This window comes from Aeromonas veronii, assembly GCF_040215105.1.
GTDB classification, from domain to species: domain Bacteria; phylum Pseudomonadota; class Gammaproteobacteria; order Enterobacterales; family Aeromonadaceae; genus Aeromonas; species Aeromonas veronii_G.
The window spans coordinates 736,892-758,089 of the sequence record NZ_CP157875.1 but is presented as its reverse complement, the minus strand read 5'-3'; the positions used below and the strand labels follow the sequence as shown (position 1 = coordinate 758,089).

Below are 21,198 nucleotides of genomic sequence, written 5' to 3'. Positions count from 1 at the left end.
CAAAGGGAACGATCAGGATGTGGAAAGTACTGACCGTGCTGCTGGGCATATTGGCTTTGCCTGCCCACGCCGTGGATTACAAGACAATCGACTGGGATATCCTCATTCCAGAGGGTGAAAAACTGCTGCCACCGCCCCAGGTCAGCCACGATGGCAACATGGCGTCAGTGCCGCAACCGGTGGGCGGGGTCAACAAGAAGCTGGACAACCAGGACTTGCGCATCCCGGGCTTCGTGGTGCCGCTCGAAGGGGATGCCAAGAAGGTCACCGCCTTCCTGCTGGTGCCCTACTTCGGCGCCTGCATCCATGTCCCGCCTCCCCCCACCAACCAGGTGATCTACGTGAGCTACCCCAAGGGCGCACCGGTGGATGACCTGTGGGACGCCATCTGGGTGCAGGGCAAGATGCGCACCATCAGTTCGAGCCATGAGATGGCCACCGCCTCCTACTCCATGGAGGCGACCGACGTCAGTGTCTACGAAGAGTAAGCCGCTGCGTCTATTGCCTTGATATGCAATCAAAATGGCCTCCCCCGGGAGGCCATTTTGTTATCCGGCCTGCACATCGGGGGCCCGGCCCCGACTGAGATCTTTCACGACCTGTAACGAGAGGTCGTCAGCAAGGCAAAGAGCAGCGCAGGAACCGGAACGTATAGATATACGTGAGCACTCTTTACCCCACCTAAGCGAGCAGCACATGAACCTTGATCACGAGCTCACAGTAAGATCGTGGATAGGTTCTGGGGATTGCTCGTTTGCCTGCTTGGAGTAACATTCAATACCAGCCAAAACCCCCTCAGCCAGCACGGAGCCAGCATGGCCGATCTGCCGCCCCCCAAGAAAGAGAGTTCCATTTTAAGCAGCCAGGAGCAGACCCTGCGCCTGGCCCGCAGCCGCGGCATCGACGGCATGCTCACCCGCAACAGTGACAGCACCTTCGAACAGCGCGCCACCTTCCGCCAACTGGCGGAGCAAGCCGCCCGCCAGCGCAATCTGGAATCCATCATGGTGATGGCCTCTCGTCACTGCGAGGAGACGGCCGCCGGCGGCGAGATGGACAGCGACTGGCTGACCCGCTTCCTGCAACTGGCCGAAGAGATCAGCATGGTGCCCATGCAGCAGCTGTGGGGGCGGATCTTCGCCCTGGAAGTCGCAACCCCGGGCCGCTTCTCCATCCGCGCCCTCAGCACCCTCAAGGAGATGACCCAGCGCGAGGCCCAGCTGTTCCAGCGCATCTGCGCCCTCTGCTGCCACTACGAGGGGAGCGACGAGCAACGCCTGCTGCTCGGTATGCACAAGGGGGCCAGCCTGCTGAGCCGCGCCAAAGTCACCCGCATGGGCCTCGGCAAATATCGGGTGCCCTACAGCGCATTGCTGCTGCTGTTCGATCTCGGTCTGCTGCACCGGGGGGAGCTCGAATCCGGCCCCCTGCCCGCCGACGGGGTGGAGCTCGCCTTTGGCAATCAGCACTGGCGGCTGCGCCAGCGCCAGAGCCACCTCACCCTGCTCTACTACCGCCTCACCCCGGTGGGCAACGAACTCGCCCTGTTGCTGGAGGAGCCGCCGCTGGAGGAGTATCTGCAGGATTTGAAGACCCTGCTCTCCACCCACCTGCAGATCGAAACCCAGATTGCGCCCCCCGCCAGCGCACCGGACATCCCCGCCTGAATCGGCCGGGAGCCCGGGCGGGCTCCCGCTTTCAGCTTGCCAAATTGCGAAACCGGCACCGCCATTGCCAAAACGGCTCCCAAAAAGCGAATCGATTCAGCTAGTCGCCACGCTGGCATTGGCGGTTTTCAGCAATCCATGCGCCTTGGGCAAATAACACGCATATCGAACGCATTTTAAGCGCCCCTTGGCACTCTGGTGCGCGGCTTGCAGTGGGACGACTAGTCCCGAACGATCGGGACTCATCATCCCCATTGTCGGACGCCCCCATGAGAGTCAACCAGCCCGTTACCCAGCGTGAGCGCCTCTACCCGGCGCATCAGAATCTCATCTCCACCACGGACCTGGAGAGCCGCATCACCTTTGCCAACGAGGAGTTCTGCCAGATAGCCGGCTTCACCCTGGCGGAGTTGCAGGGCGCCCCCCACAACCTGGTGCGCCACCCCGACATGCCGACCCAGGCCTTCGCCGACATGTGGGGCCATATCCGGGAGGGCAAGAGCTGGATGGGGCCGGTCAAGAATCGCTGCAAGAACGGGGATCACTACTGGGTCAACGCCTTCGTCACCCCCATTCAGGATGCGAGCGGCAAGGTGATGGAGTATCAGTCGGTGCGCACCGCGCCGGACGAGGCGCTCAAGCAGCGGGCCGAGAAGGTCTACGCGGGCTTGAGAGAGGGACAAGCGCCCCTGGCCCTGCGCCTGCCAGCCTTCTCCCACACGCTGGTGCTCAATGGCTGCCTGCTGCTCGCCCTTCTCGCCCTGCTGGGTCTCGGCTATGGCCATGAATCCGGCTGGCTGGCCGGGCTCGCCGCCCTGCCCCTGATCGCTGCCCTCCTGGTGGTAAATGCCCTCTCCCGGCGCCTTGGCAAACTCGGCGAGTTGGCCCGCAACCGCTTCGACAACCCGCTGATGCAGCTGCTCTACACGGGCCGGGTCGATCGGCTCGCTGCGGTCGAGCTCGCCATGAAGATGAATCAGGCCGAGTTCAACGCCGTGCTGGCCCGCACCCAGCAGACCTGCCAGCAGATCCTGACCTCCGCCCAGACGGACTTGCAAAACGCCGAGACCATCACCGACAACCTGCAGCAACAGCAGACCCAGACTAATCAGGTCGCCACCGCCATCACCGAGATGGCTCAGTCCATCCGCGAGGTCTCGCAGAGCTCCACCGCCTCCTCCGATCGGCTGGACGAAACCGCGGACCTGTTCAAGGAGGGCAACCTCCGCGTGCAGGAAACCATCGAAGAGGTGGAGGGGATGCACAGCGAGCTGGTCACCTCCAAGGGGGTGATCAACACCCTCGCCACCCAGTGCCGGGCCATCGACGGCATCCTGGATGTGATCAACAGCATCGCGAACCAGACCAACCTGCTGGCCCTCAACGCCGCCATCGAGGCCGCCCGGGCCGGCGAGGCAGGCCGCGGCTTCTCGGTGGTGGCGGACGAGATCAGATCCTTGGCCATCAAGACCCAGTCCTCCACCGGCGAGATCCAGAAGATGATAAGCCTCTTGCAGGGCAGTGCCGGGAATGCGGAGCAGGCCATGGCGCAAGGGGAGCGGCTCTCCGCCAGTTGCCGACTGAAAGCCTCCGCCACCGGCGACGTGCTGCAACAGATAAGCGATCGCCTGCTGCAGGTGACTGCCGGCAGCAACCAGATAGCCCAGGCGGTGCAGGAACAGTCCCAGGTCACCGCTGACATAGACCGCAGCGTGCTCAGCATCAAGCGCCTCGCCGACGACTCCAGTCAGGGCAGCCAGCACGCGGTGCAGGGAGTCGTGGCCCTGGTGCGCCAACTCGGCGAGCTGGAACGGCTGGTACGCCAGTTCCAGCAGCAGCCCGCCGCCCATGCCGCCAGTTCGGCCATGGCCAGTGGCCAACCCCTGCTCGCCCGCTGAGCCCTCACGGAGGAAACCAGACCCCATATAAAGACCGTGCGCTAATACAAAAAAGCATGGGCCCGTCTCTCACGAGACGGGCCCATCGACATTATGGGGCAAGGATCTCTATATCAGACCCCGCTCCCGCAGAGCGGCCAGCCGCTTATTCGCCCGAGCCACAGCTTGCCTTTGCTGCTCTCTAAATGGCGGCTGCATGACACTGCACTCAACAAAGTGGCCGCCCCGATGTCACTGCCCCACCCCGATACCGTTGAGCCTTGAGAGAGGTAGGGCACCCATCACCACACCATCCCCCCTCGAGCACAACCCGCTGACCGCTTAATTTATTGATCTTGCCCGAGAAACGACCATCTCATCCTTCCCTAACCGGCTCCGTTCGGTAACATGACCATCTGAACCACCTCTTGTCGGAGTCAACCATGAGTCAGACCAGAGCAACACCACAGGTAACAAGCAGCAGGCTGGAGGCTGAAATTCAGGGGCGGTAGCTTTGCCTAATGAACTAGATAAGCAAGTGGTGGCTTGCTGTGCGCCACTTATTGCTGTGACTATCTTTATTTTATTGGCTGTGTTTTTGCACTGCACAAATGGTAGAGAAAAAAGAGGAGGTCACGCGAATACGTCAGACACCAGATATTGGCTAGCAACATCATGATTTAAAATTAGTTTTTACGTGGCGTTTATAAGGATAATACGGAGCTATATGGCAGGCTAGACTATCGGATCAATACCGCCTTCCATCTAATCACTGTTATAACTATAGAGAGGATTAAGTGGATCATTTTTTACAAGCAAAGGTACTGAAAGCAGATTTAGTTGCTATAGATGCTCATTTTACAGAAAAGGGTATCGGTGACATGTCTACTATGATTTTGTTGAAGCAAAGCCTCATATCTGTAGCAAACTTCGTTGATTTCGAAGTCACAGTTCGTCGAGTGTACAAAGACCATCCTGAGCTAAGTGAGCACTATAAGTCATTCTCAAAGCAGTGTGATTTTGCGAAGTATCTAAGGAACAAATTTGTAGGTCATTTAAAGCAGGAGTTGGTTAATAAAACTCTTGTATGGAACCCTGAAGTTAGAATGCTTCTTGGCAAAATGGATGATCCAATTGCTGCATACATAGTTAATCAACTGATCCTAGAAACAGCAATCAACACATATGTAGACGGCGAGGAAATGCACCGGGTATTTGAGACAGAAACTGACTTAAACTATCCACCTGATAATACGAGATTTCTGAAGTTTTTGACGCTAGTTATTCGATCTTCAATCGAGTATCTAGGTAAATATTTAGAAATCAGACAACAGGAGGTGCAAGCTGAAATTGATGAAGCAAGTCAATTAGAGGGTATATTGAAGTTAGGTATCGAAGCTGGAAAAACCAAGTTTAGCTTCATCAAAAAATAATTATAACAACGCATTTAAGAGTGATCCCCAACGCTTGACACTTTCAGTTCAAGGTTGGATTTTTTGTTTAGGGTACAATGGTTTAAATTAGGTGGTGGCGCTGTTCACAGCTTAATTCGGCGTTAGGCATCCAGCCGAACATTCACAAAAAGGATTATTAATTGAAACTTTATAAGTCCCGAGGTCCAGAGCAAATGGACTTTGTCTTTGACATCTTATTTAACAAACAACTCTATTGTGCTGAGTGGCATACACTGAATGACCCTATAGAAGGGGTTTTCGTTTATTCTCATAGAGGTGAGAGTCAAGAATCAGCTGCTAATTTTATGAAAAAGGTCGAGCAGGCCAAGAAGCATCTTCGAGTTTGTTCACTATCCAAAACTTTTGATGATCACCTACTTTGGGCTCACTATGCCAGTGGCTTTTCTGGAGTAGCGATCGAGTTTGAAATAGACACTACAGAGCATGAAGTTGTAGATATTACTTACAGGGGGGTGTTTGCAGGCGTTAACGAGTCAGATAGCTCAGACCCTTCTTCTGTCGCAAGAGAAGTTCTATCTTCTAAATATGATGCTTGGTCATATGAAAAGGAAATTCGGATACTCACGACTGATAGTTTTTATAAACTGAAAAACCCAATTAGGAAGATTATTGCTGGCCATAGAATGTCACAGCCATTATTTCATGCTCTTAGAATCGTCTGCGAAAAGCTGGATATTGAAGTTGCTCGTACCGGAATTGGGGATGAGGGTATTGATGCAGATTATGTTCCGCCATATGGCGCGTCACGATAGTCATGCCTAACAAACAGTGCAAGCGGGACAAATTTTCCACTGCGCTCCAAATTCCTCCCCCTGCGGTCACTGGGCGTTCGAAATCTCGCGCCATCTATAGCGAGCGTTAGTATTAATAAGTGGAGTATGTAATAAATGTTAGAGAAAGAAATAATAACACTGGTGCTGGGTACTGGTCTAGTTTCTGCATTAGCTACAGCATCGTTTTCAAAATTTTCATCTGACAAGAGCCATAAAATTTAAAACATAACAAAAGAGCGAAAGGAATGGCGAGACCAGCTCAGAACTATTGTCATCGAAGTCGTGAAAGCATCACAGAATAAAGATATTAATACTTTGGAACTGCTTGAGGCTGAGTTGGTTGTTAGACTAAACCCTGAGGACAAAGAAGATCAGTTACTTCTAACGTCACTTAATAACATTTCAGGTGATTGGTCAGCAGTTAAGGTACAAGAATTTTGTGACCGAACATCCTACTTACTTAAACACGATTGGGAAAGAGCAAAACAAGAAGCTACAACAAAAATTTCATGCCCATCTCTTATGTGTGCAGCGACTATAGCTACAGCACTTTTGACTTTAATTGGTATACTTAATGGGATGTGGACTTACTTTTTGTTCTCTGGTGCTATTTTCACTTTGGTTTTACTAATACCCACACTTATTGAATACTTCATCATAAAAAGAAATGAAAAGTCTAAGGACAAGCGAAAACCAATACTGTATTTATGCAACCACAAAGAAAGATATGAATACAAAACCCGTAGTGAAAGAAATCAATGCTAAAAAAGCGTTTAAGACGGATTAACAACACTTGGGAAAAAAATTGGGACACTCACCTTTTAAAGTACTGTGTAGTACGGCCGTCCCCTAAAATGTATGCGAACACGGTATTATACCTCCTCTAGGCAGAGAGCCCGTCATCAGGTTCGCGGTGCAATACGCTGCGCTTATCGCACCCTACATATCAAAAGCACTCAACGGTAAATGACGGCGACAAGGCGAACAATTGGAAAGCAATAAATAAGGGGGCACAGCCCCCTAGAATATCCATGCTCGATATGGGCAATCGATCTCAGTCGATCAACCCCCGCAGCCTCAGGGTGCTCAGCAGCTCATCCACCAGCACGGCCACCGGTTTACCGGAGTTAAGCAGGTGAATTTCGGGCTGAACCGGCGCCTCGTAAGCGGAGTCGATACCGGTGAAATTGCGGATCTCCCCCGCTCGCGCCTTTTTGTAGAGCCCCTTGGGATCGCGCTCTTCACAGACGGCGAGGGGCGCATCGACAAATACCTCAACAAACTCGTCGGCTCCCAAAAGATTGCGCACCAGCTCCCGCTCGGCGCGGAACGGCGAGATAAAGGCGGTCAGGACGATAAGGCCCGCATCCACCATCAGCTTCGCCACCTCGCCGACCCGGCGGATATTCTCCTGTCTGGCGGCATCGTCGAAGCCAAGGTCACCACAGAGGCCGTGGCGCACGTTATCCCCATCCAGCAGATAGGTGTGTTTTCCCTCGGCCGCCAGCGCCTGCTCCAGCGCCCCCGCCAGGGTGGATTTGCCCGCCCCGGACAGACCGGTAAACCAGATCACCAGGGGTTTTTGCCCCTTCTGCGCGGCGCGGCTCTGTTTGTCGACGGCATGCTGATGCCACACGATATTGCTCATTCAAAACTCCTTGCTTGGCTTGCGCCTCAATGCTGAAACTCTCTGGCTCTCTGGCTCTCTGGCTCTCTGGCTCTCTGGCTCTCTGGCTCTCTGGAGCCCGGCCCAGTTACCCGCCACTGACGGGTAACTGGGCCATCGTCTATTTATCTTCCCACCGATGCCCCAAAGCCGATGGCACCGCCTTAGAACGGGAACAGCAGGGGCACCATGATGACGACCCCGATGCTGTAGGCCAGGGAGACCGGCAGGGCCAGTTTGAGGTAATCCGGCATCTTGTAGTTGCCCGCCGCGTAGACCATCAGATTGGTCTGGTAGCCGTAGGGCAGTATGAAGCTGGAGCTGGCCCCGAACAGCACTGCCAGGATGAACGGCATGGTGGAGACATCCATGCTGAGCGCCAGCTGATAACCCATGGGGAAGGCCAGGGCCGCCGCCGCGTTGTTGCTCATCAGCTCGGTCAGCACCAGGGTGAACAGGTAGATGCCGAGGAAGGCGATGAAGGGGCTGGCGCCGTTGAACTCCCCCATCAGCCAGTCGGCGATGAGGCGGGCCAGGCCGCTTTTTTCCAGCTGATCGGCGATGGCGAGCGCCCCGCCCACCACCAGCCAGATATCCAGCGGGAAGCGGCGGCGGATCTCGTCCAGCGTCAGGATGCGGGAGAACAGCAGCGCCACCAGCATCACCAGCAAGCCCTTGAACAGCGGCACCAGATCCAGCACCGACAGGGCCAGCACCCCGAGAAAGCCCAGCACCACGGCGGCGCTGCGTTTGCCATCGAGGCGGGTGGAGGCTTCCAGCCCGCTCACCACCACGAACTCCCGGGAGAGGGACTTGTTGCTGGCAAACTTGGGGCCGGGCGCCAGCAGCAGGGTATCCCCCACGTGCAGTTCAATCTGGCCGAGGCCGCCGGTGAGCTGGGTCTCGCCACGGCGCACCGCCAGCACCACGGCATCGAAGTGGGTGCGAAACTCCGCATCCTTGATGGATTGCCCCACCAAGCGCGAGCTGTGGCTGACGATCACCTCCACCAGATGCTGGCCATTGAGGCGATGCTGGCCGTAAAGATCCAGCCCCTTGAGCTCTTGCAGCACGCCGACACTCTCCACATCGCCGCAAAACAGCAGCATGTCCCCCTCGTGCAGCTCGTGTTCCGGCTGCACCGGGCAGATCACCTGGTTGCCACGGATGATCTCGGCAAGATAGAGGCTTTTGAGGCTGCGCAGGCCGTTCTCCTTGACGCTGCGCCCGGCCAGGGGCGAGCCAACCCCCACCTTGGCCTCCAGAAAGTAGCCGGATTCCCGACTCATCTCGGTGTCCTGCTCCGGCAGGTGGCGGGCAAACAGCAGCACGGCCACCAGACCGGTCAACAGGGTCCCCGCGCCCACCATGAAGAAGTCGAACATGCCGAGGGGCTGGGCCCCCATCTTGACGAGGAAGCTGTTGACGATGAGGTTGGTGGAGGTGCCGATCAGCGTCAGCACCCCGCCGAAAGTCGCCGCGAAGCACATGGGCAGCAGCAGCCGTGACGGCGCATGGTTGGGGTTGCGTTTGACCGCCCCCAGCATGGAGGCCACCACGGCGGTGTTGTTGACGAAGGCCGACAGGAAAGCGGTGGAGAACCACACCTTCACCAATACCTTGTTGAACGAGCCCGTGCCCACCAGGTTGGCGAACCAGCTCATGATCCGGGTCTTCTCCACCGCGAGCGACACCAGCAACAGCAGCACCAGGGTCAGCAGGGCGCTGTTGGTGTAGCCCGCCACCACGGCGTTGATGTCCGCCAGCCCGCTCAGGTAGGTGATGAGCACGGCGCCCGAGAAGAGCAGCGCCGGACGGAGTTTGCCCTGGATCAGCAGGACCACGAGGGCAGCCAGCAGACCCAGCACCAGGGATTGTTGCCAGGTCATGGGCCTACTCCTTGCTTGTGTCGTTACCGATGGCAAGTGCCTGCCAGTGGGGGAAGTGCTTGCGCACCAGGGCGTTGAGCTCGATTTCAAACTCGCTGTACTGCCCTGCTACCACCTTGGCGGCCAGCCCTTGCACTATCATGCCGGCGCCGACGGTAACGTTGGAGAGACGGTCGATCAGGATGAAGCTGCCGGTGTCGCGGATCTCCTGATACGGGTCGAACGCCACCGGGTCGGTCAGGCTCAGCTCGCACAGACCGATCTCGTTGAGTTTGAGCTCGGAGGCTGGCAGCTCGTCCAGCTTGTTGATCTCGACGCGGTGGCGGATGGCTTCCACCTGGCCGCGGCTCTTCTTGGTGGCCAGCTTGACGTCATAGGCACGGCCCGGCTGCAGGGACTCCTCCCCCATCCAGACGATGTGAGCCAGCACGTTCTGGGTCACCTGGGGCTGATGGGCGGCATCCACCAGCAGATCGCCGCGGCTGATGTCGATCTCGTCGGCAAAGGTCACGGTAATGGCCTGACCCGGCAGGGCGTATTCCAGATCCCCGTCGAAGGTGACGATGCGGGTCACCGTGCTCTGCTTGCCGGACGGCAGCACCGCCAGCTTGTCACCCACCCGCAGCACGCCGGAGGCCAGCGTCCCCGCGAAACCGCGAAAATCCAGGTTAGGACGGTTCACGTACTGCACCGGCAGGCGCACCGGGTGGCGCTCCAGCTCGCGCTCCAGCTCGGCGGTCTCCAGCAAGGAGAGCAGGGTCTCACCCTGATACCAGGCCAGCTTGTCGCTCTGGTTGACCACGTTGTCCCCGTCCAGCGCCGAAACCGGCACGATGTGGATGGTGTCGACACTGAGCTTCTTGGCGAACTCACGGTATTCGGCACTGATGCGCTCGAACACGGCCTGGCTGAACTCCACCAGATCCATCTTGTTGACCGCCACCACGAACTGCTTGATACCGAGCAGGCTCGCGATAAAGCTGTGGCGACGGGTCTGATCCAGCACCCCCTTGCGGGCATCGATCAGGATGATGGCCAGATCGCAGGTAGAGGCGCCGGTGGCCATGTTGCGGGTGTACTGCTCATGGCCCGGGGTGTCCGAGATGATGAACTTGCGTTTCGCCGTAGAAAAATAGCGGTAGGCCACGTCGATGGTGATGCCCTGCTCGCGCTCGGCCTGCAGGCCGTCGACCAAGAGCGCCAGATCCAGCTTCTCGCCGGTGGTGCCGAGCTTCTGGCTGTCAGATTCCAGGGCTTTGAGCTGATCTTCATAGATCTGCTGGGAGTCGTGCAGCAGGCGGCCAATGAGCGTGCTCTTGCCGTCATCCACGCTGCCGCAGGTGAGAAAGCGCAGCAGGCTCTTGTGCTGCTGGGCGTGCAGGTAGGCTTCGATGCCCTGTTCCGTGATGGCGGTTTGAATGTGGTTGTTCATGTGTCGATTCCTTAGAAATATCCCTGACGCTTCTTCTGCTCCATGGAGCCCGCCTGATCGTGGTCAATCAATCGCCCCTGCCGCTCGCTGGAGGTGGTCACCAGCATCTCCTCGATGATCTCGGTCAGGGTGGTGGCATTGGATTCGATGGCCCCGGTCAGCGGGTAGCAGCCGAGGGTACGGAAGCGCACCAGCTCATGCTTCACCTCGTCTTCCGGCCCGATGGGCATGCGCTCATCGTCCACCATGATCTTGATGCCGCCTTTATCCACCACCGGGCGCATGGCCGCGAAGTAGAGGGGCACGATGTCGATGTTTTCCAGATAGATGTATTGCCAGATGTCGAGCTCGGTCCAGTTGGAGAGCGGGAACACCCGGATACTCTCCCCCTTGTTGACCTGGCCGTTGTAGACGCGCCACAGCTCGGGGCGCTGGTTCTTGGGATCCCAGCGGTGGGACTTGTCACGGAAGGAGTAGACCCGCTCCTTGGCGCGGGATTTTTCCTCGTCCCGGCGCGCGCCGCCGAAGGCGGCGTCGAAGCCGTATTTGTTCAGCGCCTGCTTGAGCCCCTCGGTCTTCATGATGTCGGTGTGCTTGCCGCTGCCGTGCACGAAGGGGTTGATGTTCATGGCCAGACCGTCCGGGTTCTTGTGGACGATGAGATCCAGCCCGTATTTCTTGGCGGTCTCGTCCCGGAACTTGATCATCTCCTTGAACTTCCAGTTGGTATCCACGTGCAGCAGCGGGAAGGGGATCTTGCCCGGGTAGAAGGCCTTGCGGGCCAGGTGCAGCATGACGGAGGAGTCCTTGCCGATGGAGTACATCATCACCGGGTTTTCAAATTCGGCAGCCACCTCGCGGATGATGTGGATGCTCTCGGCTTCCAGCTGCTGCAAATGCGTCAATCTTTCACGATCCATGTCTGGGTCCTCTGTCATTGCCAGCACGCCTCGGCGCGCTTCGGGTTCAGTGCGGCGCAGCCTGGGCTGCGCCAAAAAATCGATGGGGTGAGCGGCCTCAGGCCAGGCTCACCAGTTTCAAATCCGTGCTGCCGAACTCATCGCTCAGGGGGCTTCCCCCTTCGGCAAACCAGGCGAGCTGCTTGCGCAGGGCCACCACCTCGCCGATGACGATGAGAGACGGGCTCTGGGCCTGGCTCGCCAGGCTCGCCAGCTCATCCAGGGTGCCGGTCAGCACCCGCTGACTGGCCTGGGTGCCCCGCTCTATGATGGCGAGCGGGGTTGAGCCGCTGCGGCCATGGCTCACCAGCTGCTGTTGTATGTGCTCGGAGCGCATCAGCCCCATGTAGATGACCAGGGTCTGGTTGGTGGCGGCGAGTTGCTGCCAGTCCGGCTCCTTGCCCTCGCTCTGGCAGTGGCCGGTGATGAAGACGGCGCTCTGGGCATGGTCACGATGGGTGAGTGGAATGCCTGCATAGGCGGTGGCACCGGCGGCGGCCGTGATGCCGGGCACTACTGAGAAGGGGATGCCTTCCGCGGCCAGCACTTCCAGCTCCTCGCCACCGCGGCCGAACATGAAGGGATCGCCCCCCTTGAGGCGCACCACCCGGTTGCCTGCCTTGGCGTATTCCACCAGCAGGCGATTGGTCTCTTCCTGCGGCACGCTGTGGGCGCCCGCCTTCTTGCCGACCGACACCAGGGTGGCGTCACGGCGCACCAGATCCAGGATCTCGGGGGAGACCAGCTGGTCATAGAGCACCACTTCCGCCTGCTGGATCTGTTGCAGGGCCTTGAGGGTCAGCAGGCCCGGATCGCCGGGACCGGCACCGACCAGTACGACTTCGCCCAGCTCGCTCTGCGCCTTGTCCAGCCCCTCGTTCAGCCAGTGTTCTGCCCCCTGCCAGTCCTGCTTCTCCACCAGGCTGCCGAGGGTATTGGAGGCAAAGGCCCGCTCCCAGAAGCGGCGACGATCAGAGATAGACACCAACACCCGCTTGGCCTTGCTGCGCACCCGGCCGGAGAGTTCGGCCAGGCCGCCGAGATGGCGGGGCAGCAGGCTCTCGAGCCGCTCGCGCAGCAGGCGCACCAGCACCGGCGCCTTGCCGCCGCTGGAGACGGCCACCACGATGGGGCTGCGATCGATGATGGAGGGGAAGATGAAGCTGGAACGCTCGGGGTCATCCACCAGGTTGACGAAGAGCCCGCGCTGGTTGGCGCTCTGATAGACCAGGGCGTTGACCTCGGCATCATCGGTGGCGGCCACCACCAGTTGCTGGCCTGCCAGATGCTCGGGGCTGAAGCGCTCCGCCAGATGGGTGAAGCGGCCGTGGAATTCGTTGAAGGCGGCGTCGATGACCGGGGAGACCAGGGTCAGCCGGGCACCCGATGCCAGCAGCAGGCGCGCCTTGCGCAGGGCGACCTCGCCCCCGCCCACCAGCAGTACCGGGCGGCCTTCCAACTTGGCAAACATAGGTAAATAATCCATCTCGGCCCATTCCTCGGCATACGGCGACAACTGGGGCGACTATAGGCAGGCTGCTTATTCCTTCAAAATAATAAAAAATGCTCTTTAATGCGTTTTAGTAATTAGTAAACCTGCACAATGGCAAAGGCGAGTGAATGTCCTTGTGGTGCTGCGCACCAGACTCTAGGCTAGTGAAAGTGTTTCATAAGGAGCTTAATAATGAATGAGTCATTGATTGTATTGGGGATCTTCGTGTTCCTGGTGCTCGCGACCCTGAGCGCCGGCATCAAGATAGTGCCCCAGGGCTACAACTGGACGGTGGAGCGCTTCGGCCGCTATACCCGCACCCTATCCCCCGGCCTCAACCTGCTCATTCCCTACGTGGACAGGGTCGGCCACAAGATCATCATGATGGAGCAGGTGCTGGACATCCCGGCTCAGGAAGTGATCTCCCGGGACAACGCCAACGTCACCATCGACGCCATCAGCTTCGTGCAGGTGGTGGATGCGCGTAAAGCGGGCTACGAGGTCAACGATCTCACCAGCGCCATCCGCAACCTGACCATGACCAATATGCGGACCGTGCTCGGCGCCATGGAGCTGGACGAGATGCTCTCCCAGCGTGACACAATCAACGAGAAGCTGCTGCGCACCATGGACGCCGCCACCGCCCCCTGGGGCATCAAGGTGACCCGGATCGAGATCAAGGATGTGCGCCCGCCGATGGCGCTGATCGACGCCATGAACGCCCAGATGAAAGCCGAGCGCCAGAAACGGGCCGAAGTGCTGGAAGCCGAAGGGGTGCGTCAGTCACGGATCCTCAAGGCCGAAGGGGAGAAACAGTCCCAGATCCTCAAGGCCGAGGGTGAGCGTCAGGCCGCCTTCCTCGCCGCCGAGGCGCGGGAGCGGGCCGCCGAGGCGGAAGCCAAGGCGACCCATATGGTCTCAAGAGCTATCGCTGAAGGGGATATGCAGGCCATCAACTACTTCGTCGCCCAGAAATACACCGAGGCTCTCGCCCGCATCGGCGAAGGCCCGAACAGCAAGATCGTCATGATGCCGCTGGAGGCGGGCAGCCTGATAGGCTCGGTCGCCGGCATGGCCGAGCTGTTCAACAAGGCTGGCAAGCAACCATGAGCGCCCTGCTGGAGGGGCTGACCCACTGGCACTGGCTGGGGCTGGGCTTCGCCCTGCTGGCCATCGAGGTGATGGGGTCTGTGGGCTTTTTGCTCTGGACCGGCATTGCCGCCCTGGAAGTGGGCATACTGCTGCTGCTCTGGCCCTTCGGCTGGCAGGTACAACTGCTGCTGTTTGCGGTGCAGTCCCTGCTGACCACCTGGGCCTGGTGGCGCTGGCAGCACAGGCGGGATCGCTCACTGCAGGATGCCGCCGCCCCCATCAACGAGCGGATGCAGAGCTATCTGGGGCGGGAGCTCACCTTGCTCGACGAGGTGAGCCAGGGCATGAGTCGGGTCCATCTGGACGACACCGTCTGGACGGTGCGCTGTGCCCAGCCCTTGCCGGCAGGCAGCCGGGTCAAGGTCATCGGTGCCGACTCCCATATCCTGTTGGTGGAGCCGCTGGCCTGAGTCGATTCAGCGGGCTGATGCAGGCAACCTGCCACTTTTCAAAACACGGCCATAAAAAAACGGGCCCGACGCTAGCGTCGGGCCCGTTTTCAGATGAGGTGCAGGCTTAGTTGGCCTTGGCATCGCTCACTGCAGCGTCGACCTTGGTGGCCACGTCTTCGGCAGCTTTCTCTACGGTAGCAGAGGCTTCAGAAGCAGCCTTCTCTACGGTGGCAGAAGCGTCGGAAGCAGCCTTCTCAACGGTTGCAGCAACGTCGGCGGCCGGAGTAGCGGCCGGAGCGGCGGCTTCTTCTTTCTGACCACAAGCGGTCAACATCAGACCCAGGATACCGGCTACCAGTACTTTGTTCATGTACATATCCTCAAATAAAGATGGAGAGACGGCCGTCAGGGCCATCACTGTGCCCCTTGTCCCCGTGAAAAAACCATCAGAACGGGAGCCAAGAGACGCGCGAAATATAACGCCATACACAGCCGATGAAAACGCGTATCACAATGATATTTTCTCGTGGGCTGGATAAAAATAACTGCTATAGCGACAAAAATTAATATAAAAGCCAATTAAAAACGCAATTTGGCACAATAATCATCCAAAAAATGGCCGACCCACAGTGGTTGGCCGCTATTGAATACCATCGAATTCTGCGTGAAAGCCCGGGATCAGTCAGACAACTTCTGACAACTCAGCCGACGGCCCTGGCTGTCGCTCTCCCGGGCCAGATCCAGCAGCGCCATCACCGCCAGCGCCTCGTCGGCCGGCACCGGATTGCCTGCCTCGCCACGGATGGCCGCACAGACGCCGCTATAGTAGGTGCCGTAGTTGCCCGCCTCCCCCTTCACCGGCTCCTGCCCGGGCAGCCCTTCCACCATGCGGCTGATCTGGCCCGGCGCGGGATCCACTCCCCAACCCGCCACTGGAGGACGCAGGCCCTCTTTGAGCTGCGGCTCCTGCACATCCATGCCGAACTTTATGAAGGAGCCGCGGCTGCCGTGGATGACGAAGCGGGGCATGTCGGCAGAGACCAGGCAGCTGCCGTGCAGGATCACCCGCAGCGGCCCGTAGCCCAGCACCACGTGGAAGTAGTCATCGCTCAGGGCACCGGGACGCTGCGCCGCCAGATCGGCCTGGATCCACTCTGGCTGGCCGAACAGCTGCAGCGCCTGATCCAGGATGTGAGGGCCGAGATCGAACCACAGGCCCGAGCCCGGGCCGCCCGCCTCCCGCCAGCGCTGGCGCACCTCGGGACGATAACGGTCGAAGTGCGACTCGAACTGGGCGATCTGTCCCAGGGCATCTTCGGCGAGCAGGCGGCGCACCGTGAGGAAGTCCCCGTCCCAGCGCCGGTTGTGGAAGATGCTGAGCAGCCGCTGCTGCTTCTGCGCCAGCTCCACCAGCGCCTTCGCCTCGGCGAGATCCAGTGCGAACGGCTTGTCGATCACCACGTGCTTGCCGGCCAGCAGGGCCTGACGGGCGATGGGGGCATGGGTATCGTTCGGGGTGGCGATGACCACCAGATCCACGCTCTCATCGGCCAGCACCTGCTCCAGCGTCCCCACCTGGCTGCCCGGCAGCTCGGCGTGCACCTTGGCGGCATCCCGGCTCACCACCCAGCGCAGGGTGAGGCCCGGCGTGGTCACCAGGAAGGGGGCATGAAAGGTTTGGCCTGCATAGCCATAGCCCACCAGGGCGGCATTGATTGTCTGGCTCATCCGCTGTTCTCCGCTGAAGTCATCCGTATAAAGGGGCACAGACGAGTGCGTCCCAAGAAGAAAGGGGCCCAAGGCCCCCTGATTGTGCCCATCAGAGCACAGGATTTATCGCCAGTACAGGGGCCTTATCCATCACGGATGCACGCCCCCGGCACTCAAGGCTGCAGGCAGAGACGGCGGCCGTGGCGCGTCAGCAGCACCAGCAGGGGCGGCAGCAGCAGCCACATGTGCAGCGCCAGCTGATTGAGGGGATCCGCCACCAGGGCACCGGTGATCCCCACCAGGGCGCCGGCGCCGCTCATCTGGAACAGACCGAGCAGGGCTGCCGCCGTGCCGGCGCAGTGGCCGAAGGGCGCAAGCGCCATGCCGGCAGCCGCTCCCAGCACCATGGCGAAGCCGATGCTGGAGAGGAACACGGGGCCCATCATGGCGAGCGGGTGCTCGATGTGCTGCACCAGGGTCAGGGCGATGGCCGAGAGCGAAATCACCAGCAGGCCGATGCGCAGGGTGCGCCTTGGGCCAACCCTGGCAATGAAGCGCGGGGCCAGGAAGCAGGCCAGGATATTCAGTGCCGCATTGGCGGTGAACCAGTAGCTGAAGCCGTTCATGTCCAGACCCAGCTTCACCATCAGTTGCACGGGGGCCGCGGTGACATAGGCCAGGATCACCGCCATCGACAGCATGCAGAGGCCGGCGTTGAACAGGAAGCTGGGGGAGCGCAGCACCGGGCTGTAGCGGGACCAGCTGATGAGCGGACCGGCGCTGCTGGTCTCCTCCGGACGGGTCTCCGGCATGCGCCACAGCAGCCAGCTGCCGACGATGACGGCATAGCCCGCCATAAACCAGAAGTTGGCCGACCAGCCCGCCTTGGCGGTGAGCCAGCCACCGAGCAAGGGGGCCAGGGCGGGGATGAAGCAGATGGCACCGTTCAAGTAGGAGATCATCTGGCCGCTCTTCTTGGGGCCATAGCTGTCACGCACCACGGAGAAGGCCGCCACCGAGGTGGCGCAGGCGCCGAAGCCTTGCAGCACCCGGGCCAGCATCAGCTCCCCCAGACTGGCCGCGAAACCGGCGGCCAGGGCGCTCAGGCCGTAGAGCAGCACGCCGCCGAGCGCGATGGGTTTGCGACCGTAACGATCGGCGAGCGGCCCCACCAGCAACTGGCCCAGCCCCATGCTGAACAGGAACCAGGTGATAGTGCCCTGCATCAGGGTCACCTCGGCGCCGAGTTGCTCCGCCATCTGGGGGATGGCGGGCAGATAGATGTCGATGGCCAGCGGGCTGAACAACACCAGGAGTACGAGCAAAAGGATCAATGGCATCAGTTCACCTCAAGACCAGGGGATTGAATTGGTGCGCGAGTCTACTGACTCAGAGTAATGAATTGAAATGGCATTTAATCACTTTGGTTATTCCACTGAGGAAAGATGTATTTTTACCACAGCTCCGAGCAGCGCATCCCAGCCCCGGCCAGTTCCGACGGGAGCTAATCAGCGCTTTGCCTAAACGCCTGCCCCGCATAGAATGCGCAGATTAATTTTTGCGGAGGTGCGTGATGAGCAAGCTTGTCCTGGCAACAGGTAACCAGAAGAAGGTGAAGGAGTTGGCCGCCATGCTGGCCGATATGAAGATCCAGGTGATCCCCCAGAGCGAGTTCGCCGTCACCGATGCCGAGGAGACCGGCACCACCTTCGTCGAGAATGCCATCATCAAGGCCCGTCACGCCGCCCGCATCACCGGTCTGCCCGCCGTCGCCGACGACTCCGGTCTGGAGGTGGACTTGCTGCACGGCCGCCCCGGTGTCTACTCCGCCCGCTTCGCAGGCCCGGGTGCCAGCGACAAGGAGAACATCGACAAGCTGCTGGCAGAGCTTCAGGGTGCCCCCGACTACCTCAAGAGCGCCCGCTTCTGGTGCGTACTGGTCTACATGCGTCACGCCGACGACCCCACCCCCATCATCTGCCAGGCGAGCTGGGAGGGGATGATCCTGGACGAACCCCGCGGCCAGCACGGCTTTGGCTATGATCCCGTGTTCTTCGTGCCGGATCACGACTGCACCTCGGCCCAGATGCCGAGCGAGCTGAAAAACCAGCTCAGCCACCGGGGCCAGGCCCTGGCCAAGTTGAAGGCCGCCCTGGCCGCGGCCCACTGAGGCCACACCTGGCACCGGCATACGCCGCAGCGCGTTTCATCTACAATGGGGGCCATCGGCCCCCGTTTTGCTCATCGTTCCCAGCTTGTGCCACAACCATTGCCAGCGATGGCGGGGAACAGTAGAGTTGGCCCCCGTTTTGATCCCTGATTGCTGAACACTGGAATACCCATGCTGCAACTGCCGCCTCTCTCCCTCTATATCCACGTGCCCTGGTGCGTCCAGAAGTGCCCCTACTGCGACTTCAACTCCCACGCCCAGAAGGGAGAGCTGCCCCACCTCGAGTACGTGGCCGCCTTGCTGGAGGATCTGGAGCAGGATCTGCACTGGGCCCAGGGACGACCGCTCTCCTCCATCTTTATCGGTGGCGGCACCCCCAGCTTGCTGAGCGTGGAGGCCATGCAGGCCCTGCTGGACGGGGTGCGGGCGCGCATCCCCCTGACCCCGGACTGCGAGATCACCATGGAGGCGAACCCGGGTACCGTCGAGGCGGACAAGTTCGCCGGCTTCCAGAGTGCGGGCATCAACCGCATCTCCATCGGGGTGCAGAGCTTCCAGCAGGAGAAATTGACCAGACTCGGCCGCATCCACGGGCCAGAGGAGGCGCGCAAGGCCGCCGAGCTGGCTCACGCCATATCACTGCCCACCTTCAACCTGGATCTGATGCACGGCCTGCCGGATCAGAGCCTGGAGGATGCGCTCTATGACCTGCAGCAGGCCATCGACTGTGCGCCGCCGCATCTGTCCTGGTATCAGCTCACCATAGAGCCGAACACTGCATTCGCCTCCAAGCCCCCCACCCTGCCGGAGGATGACACCCTGTGGGACATCTACGAGCAGGGTCACGCCATGCTCACCGCCCAGGGCTACCAGCAGTACGAGATCTCGGCCTACGCCAAGGCGGGCTATCAGTGTCGTCACAACCTTAACTACTGGCGCTTCGGCGACTATCTCGGCATCGGCTGCGGCGCCCACGGCAAGGTGACGGATCTCGCCAGCCAGCAGATCCTGCGCACCGCCAAGGTGAAGCACCCCAAAGGCTACCTGGATCCCGCCCGCGCCTATCTGGACAGCCAGTGGACGGTGACCGAGGACGATCTGCCGCTCGAGTACTTCATGAACCGGTTCCGGCTGTTCGAGCCGGCCCCCAAGGCAGAATTCGAGGCCTATACCGGCCTGGCGCTGGAGCAGGTGGAGACCATGCTCGCCATCGCCCAGACCAAGGAGCTCATCCTGGATCTCGGCGACAGCTGGCAGCTGACCTCCCTCGGTCATCGCTATCTCAACGTCTTGCTCGAGCTTTTCATGGACGAGTGAGAAAGCGTTCACACATCTTGCAGCGAAGCCGTGAGCAAACGGCCGCTTTCGCAACAACAATCAGGGCGCCATGGGCGCCCTGATTGTTTTGAGATGAAGGGGTGGAAACCCGCTCAGCAGCAGACGCGTTGCATCCGCTGTTGGCCGGGCTCCCACCGCTTGCCGTGCTTGGCCTTGCGCTGATAGCTGCCCTTGCCCTTCTTGCTCGCCTCGACCCGCGCCTGGAACAGGGGGGAAGTCACCAGGGCTTTCAGATGATTGTCCTGGATGATGCCACGCTGATGATCGTGGGCCTGGTCGATGATATCGACCCGTCTCTTCTTGGCCATATAGACTCCTGCCTTGGTCATTAAATGTGGCGATAAAATCGCCACATGTGATAAAAACGCGCCGATTGTGCGCCTGTTTGGCTCCCGCCGCAAGGGGTCCGGGCCGGGTTTATGAGTGCTCGTGATCATGGTGCTCGTGGCGGGACGGCACCCCCGACTCCAGGGTCTCCAGGATGGCGCAGTGCTCGGCCGAGCGCGGCCCGCCGCAACAGATGTTGGAGAGCTGTTTCAGGTTCTCGCGAAAGCGGGTCAACTCGAGGATCTTCTGCTCCACCTGGGTGAGCTTGGCATCGGCCACCGCCTTGACCTCCTGGCAGGTGACCCTGGCCTTGTTGGTATCCAGATCCAGCAGCTCGCCGATGTCCGCCAGGGAAAAACCCACCGACTTGGCGCGGATGATGAACTCCAGCCGTCGCCGGTCCTGCTCGCCATAGACACGATAGCCGGAGTCGTTGCGCAGACCCGGCGAGAGCAGCCCGTTCTTCTCGTAAAAGCGCAGGGTATCCGCCTTCACCCCGCACGCCTTGGCCAGTTCCCCGATGCGATACATCATCACTCTCCTGCTGGAATGGGTACTCAATATAAACCGGCTCTCACTATCACCCCTTTGCTCACCGATTACCAGCCAAAGGCAGGAAAGGGGCAGACAAGGGGAGGCCGACGTGACTTTTCCTGCCAAAACACTGAAAAGACAAACGTTTCACACAATTTGACCAGAAAACGTTTAACACCGCGCCAGACAAGGGTTTGTGAATGTAAAAAATCCACCACGGCTCACATTTTTTGTGTAGAATACGCGCCCACAAGAGAGCGTCGCATCAAACGGGCATTTCCTAAAATGCTGTTGCCGGCCCAGGCCTGGCGAGAGTGGTTTGTGAAATCCCCCACTTCCATTTAT

General features: G+C 59.6%; 20 protein-coding genes. 10 read left to right on the top strand and 10 right to left on the bottom strand.

The window, feature by feature from the left end:
* Nucleotides 1-17: 17 nt before the first annotated feature.
* The 6 genes from ABNP46_RS03670 to ABNP46_RS03645 all read left to right on the top strand — a co-directional run bounded on the left by ABNP46_RS03670 (nt 18) and on the right by ABNP46_RS03645 (nt 6,557).
* The gene (locus tag ABNP46_RS03670; protein WP_349921082.1) at nt 18-488 is read left to right on the top strand and encodes a DUF3299 domain-containing protein; all 471 of its coding nucleotides are present in this window, start codon (nt 18-20) and stop codon (nt 486-488) included.
* A gap of 327 nt (nt 489-815) precedes the next feature.
* On the top strand, nt 816-1,667 hold the full coding sequence (locus ABNP46_RS03665) for a TIGR03899 family protein (protein ID WP_349921081.1): 852 nt from the start codon (nt 816-818) through the stop codon (nt 1,665-1,667).
* 269 nt (nt 1,668-1,936) lie between these two features.
* Nucleotides 1,937-3,565 (top strand): methyl-accepting chemotaxis protein, encoded by a 1,629-nt coding sequence (locus tag ABNP46_RS03660; protein WP_349921080.1) that lies wholly within the window; start codon nt 1,937-1,939, stop codon nt 3,563-3,565.
* A gap of 776 nt (nt 3,566-4,341) precedes the next feature.
* Nucleotides 4,342-4,977 (top strand): hypothetical protein, encoded by a 636-nt coding sequence (locus tag ABNP46_RS03655; protein ID WP_349921079.1) that lies wholly within the window; start codon nt 4,342-4,344, stop codon nt 4,975-4,977.
* Nucleotides 4,978-5,138: 161 nt separating this feature from the next.
* A complete protein-coding gene (locus ABNP46_RS03650) occupies nt 5,139-5,771 on the top strand; it encodes a DUF2971 domain-containing protein (protein WP_349921078.1) in 633 nt (210 codons plus the stop codon).
* Nucleotides 5,772-6,074: 303 nt separating this feature from the next.
* The gene (locus ABNP46_RS03645; protein ID WP_349921077.1) at nt 6,075-6,557 is read left to right on the top strand and encodes a hypothetical protein; all 483 of its coding nucleotides are present in this window, start codon (nt 6,075-6,077) and stop codon (nt 6,555-6,557) included.
* Nucleotides 6,558-6,846: 289 nt separating this feature from the next.
* Here ABNP46_RS03645 and cysC read toward each other — a convergent pair whose 3' ends face one another.
* From cysC to cysG, 5 genes are all read right to left on the bottom strand, one after another.
* Nucleotides 6,847-7,440, bottom strand: a complete 594-nt coding sequence (gene cysC / locus ABNP46_RS03640; protein ID WP_349921076.1) for an adenylyl-sulfate kinase — start codon at nt 7,438-7,440, stop codon at nt 6,847-6,849.
* A gap of 182 nt (nt 7,441-7,622) precedes the next feature.
* Entirely contained in the window at nt 7,623-9,347 is a 1,725-nt protein-coding gene (locus tag ABNP46_RS03635; protein ID WP_349921075.1) for an SLC13 family permease, read from the bottom strand.
* Between the two features lie 4 nt (nt 9,348-9,351).
* A complete protein-coding gene (cysN, locus tag ABNP46_RS03630) occupies nt 9,352-10,779 on the bottom strand; it encodes a sulfate adenylyltransferase subunit CysN (RefSeq protein ID WP_349921074.1) in 1,428 nt (475 codons plus the stop codon).
* Nucleotides 10,780-10,790: 11 nt separating this feature from the next.
* Nucleotides 10,791-11,699 carry a sulfate adenylyltransferase subunit CysD gene (gene cysD, locus ABNP46_RS03625; RefSeq protein ID WP_349921073.1) on the bottom strand — a complete coding sequence of 303 codons (909 nt, stop codon included), beginning with the start codon at nt 11,697-11,699 and terminating at the stop codon, nt 10,791-10,793.
* Nucleotides 11,700-11,796: 97 nt separating this feature from the next.
* Nucleotides 11,797-13,224, bottom strand: a complete 1,428-nt coding sequence (gene cysG, locus ABNP46_RS03620; protein ID WP_349921072.1) for a siroheme synthase CysG — start codon at nt 13,222-13,224, stop codon at nt 11,797-11,799.
* Nucleotides 13,225-13,422: 198 nt separating this feature from the next.
* Here cysG and ABNP46_RS03615 point away from each other — a divergent pair, with 198 nt between their 5' ends.
* Together ABNP46_RS03615 and ABNP46_RS03610 are read left to right on the top strand one after the other, a co-directional pair.
* Entirely contained in the window at nt 13,423-14,340 is a 918-nt protein-coding gene (locus tag ABNP46_RS03615; protein WP_349921071.1) for an SPFH domain-containing protein, read from the top strand.
* On the top strand, nt 14,337-14,792 hold the full coding sequence (locus tag ABNP46_RS03610) for an NfeD family protein (protein WP_349921070.1): 456 nt from the start codon (nt 14,337-14,339) through the stop codon (nt 14,790-14,792). Before ABNP46_RS03615 ends, ABNP46_RS03610 begins: the two co-directional genes overlap by 4 nt.
* A 106-nt stretch (nt 14,793-14,898) precedes the next feature.
* Here the strand turns inward: ABNP46_RS03610 and ABNP46_RS03605 are convergent, their stop codons facing one another.
* From ABNP46_RS03605 to ABNP46_RS03595, 3 genes are all read right to left on the bottom strand, one after another.
* Nucleotides 14,899-15,144, bottom strand: a complete 246-nt coding sequence (locus tag ABNP46_RS03605) for a hypothetical protein (RefSeq protein ID WP_050719122.1) — start codon at nt 15,142-15,144, stop codon at nt 14,899-14,901.
* A 308-nt stretch (nt 15,145-15,452) separates the two neighbouring features.
* Entirely contained in the window at nt 15,453-16,502 is a 1,050-nt protein-coding gene (locus ABNP46_RS03600) for an oxidoreductase (RefSeq protein ID WP_349921069.1), read from the bottom strand.
* Nucleotides 16,503-16,657: 155 nt separating this feature from the next.
* On the bottom strand, nt 16,658-17,824 hold the full coding sequence (locus ABNP46_RS03595; RefSeq protein WP_349921068.1) for a multidrug effflux MFS transporter: 1,167 nt from the start codon (nt 17,822-17,824) through the stop codon (nt 16,658-16,660).
* 233 nt (nt 17,825-18,057) lie between these two features.
* Between ABNP46_RS03595 and ABNP46_RS03590 the strand changes: the two genes are divergently transcribed.
* Together ABNP46_RS03590 and hemW are read left to right on the top strand one after the other, a co-directional pair.
* Complete coding sequence (locus tag ABNP46_RS03590) at nt 18,058-18,654, top strand: XTP/dITP diphosphatase (RefSeq protein WP_349921067.1); 597 nt, start codon at nt 18,058-18,060, stop codon at nt 18,652-18,654.
* A gap of 171 nt (nt 18,655-18,825) precedes the next feature.
* Nucleotides 18,826-19,971, top strand: a complete 1,146-nt coding sequence (gene hemW, locus ABNP46_RS03585; protein WP_349921066.1) for a radical SAM family heme chaperone HemW — start codon at nt 18,826-18,828, stop codon at nt 19,969-19,971.
* A gap of 113 nt (nt 19,972-20,084) precedes the next feature.
* Here hemW and ABNP46_RS03580 read toward each other — a convergent pair whose 3' ends face one another.
* Together ABNP46_RS03580 and zntR are read right to left on the bottom strand one after the other, a co-directional pair.
* A complete protein-coding gene (locus ABNP46_RS03580; RefSeq protein WP_349921065.1) occupies nt 20,085-20,300 on the bottom strand; it encodes an alternative ribosome-rescue factor A in 216 nt (71 codons plus the stop codon).
* A 109-nt stretch (nt 20,301-20,409) separates the two neighbouring features.
* A complete protein-coding gene (gene zntR / locus ABNP46_RS03575) occupies nt 20,410-20,850 on the bottom strand; it encodes a Zn(2+)-responsive transcriptional regulator (RefSeq protein WP_349922366.1) in 441 nt (146 codons plus the stop codon).
* Nucleotides 20,851-21,198: the final 348 nt, after the last annotated feature.

Bases quoted from the DNA above. Each gene is read 5' to 3' on its own strand.
- ABNP46_RS03590 (WP_349921067.1), top strand. From the start codon at position 18,058: ATGAGCAAGCTTGTCCTGGCAACAGGTAACCAGAAGAAGGTGAAGGAG.
- ABNP46_RS03635 (WP_349921075.1), bottom strand. From the start codon at position 9,347: ATGACCTGGCAACAATCCCTGGTGCTGGGTCTGCTGGCTGCCCTCGTG.
- ABNP46_RS03595 (WP_349921068.1), bottom strand. From the start codon at position 17,824: ATGCCATTGATCCTTTTGCTCGTACTCCTGGTGTTGTTCAGCCCGCTG.
- ABNP46_RS03615 (WP_349921071.1), top strand. From the start codon at position 13,423: ATGAATGAGTCATTGATTGTATTGGGGATCTTCGTGTTCCTGGTGCTC.
- ABNP46_RS03600 (WP_349921069.1), bottom strand. From the start codon at position 16,502: ATGAGCCAGACAATCAATGCCGCCCTGGTGGGCTATGGCTATGCAGGC.
- zntR (WP_349922366.1), bottom strand. From the start codon at position 20,850: ATGTATCGCATCGGGGAACTGGCCAAGGCGTGCGGGGTGAAGGCGGAT.
- cysD (WP_349921073.1), bottom strand. From the start codon at position 11,699: ATGGATCGTGAAAGATTGACGCATTTGCAGCAGCTGGAAGCCGAGAGC.
- ABNP46_RS03605 (WP_050719122.1), bottom strand. From the start codon at position 15,144: ATGAACAAAGTACTGGTAGCCGGTATCCTGGGTCTGATGTTGACCGCT.
- ABNP46_RS03610 (WP_349921070.1), top strand. From the start codon at position 14,337: ATGAGCGCCCTGCTGGAGGGGCTGACCCACTGGCACTGGCTGGGGCTG.
- cysC (WP_349921076.1), bottom strand. From the start codon at position 7,440: ATGAGCAATATCGTGTGGCATCAGCATGCCGTCGACAAACAGAGCCGC.
- ABNP46_RS03660 (WP_349921080.1), top strand. From the start codon at position 1,937: ATGAGAGTCAACCAGCCCGTTACCCAGCGTGAGCGCCTCTACCCGGCG.
- cysN (WP_349921074.1), bottom strand. From the start codon at position 10,779: ATGAACAACCACATTCAAACCGCCATCACGGAACAGGGCATCGAAGCC.
- ABNP46_RS03580 (WP_349921065.1), bottom strand. From the start codon at position 20,300: ATGGCCAAGAAGAGACGGGTCGATATCATCGACCAGGCCCACGATCAT.
- cysG (WP_349921072.1), bottom strand. From the start codon at position 13,224: ATGGATTATTTACCTATGTTTGCCAAGTTGGAAGGCCGCCCGGTACTG.
- ABNP46_RS03665 (WP_349921081.1), top strand. From the start codon at position 816: ATGGCCGATCTGCCGCCCCCCAAGAAAGAGAGTTCCATTTTAAGCAGC.
- hemW (WP_349921066.1), top strand. From the start codon at position 18,826: ATGCTGCAACTGCCGCCTCTCTCCCTCTATATCCACGTGCCCTGGTGC.
- ABNP46_RS03670 (WP_349921082.1), top strand. From the start codon at position 18: ATGTGGAAAGTACTGACCGTGCTGCTGGGCATATTGGCTTTGCCTGCC.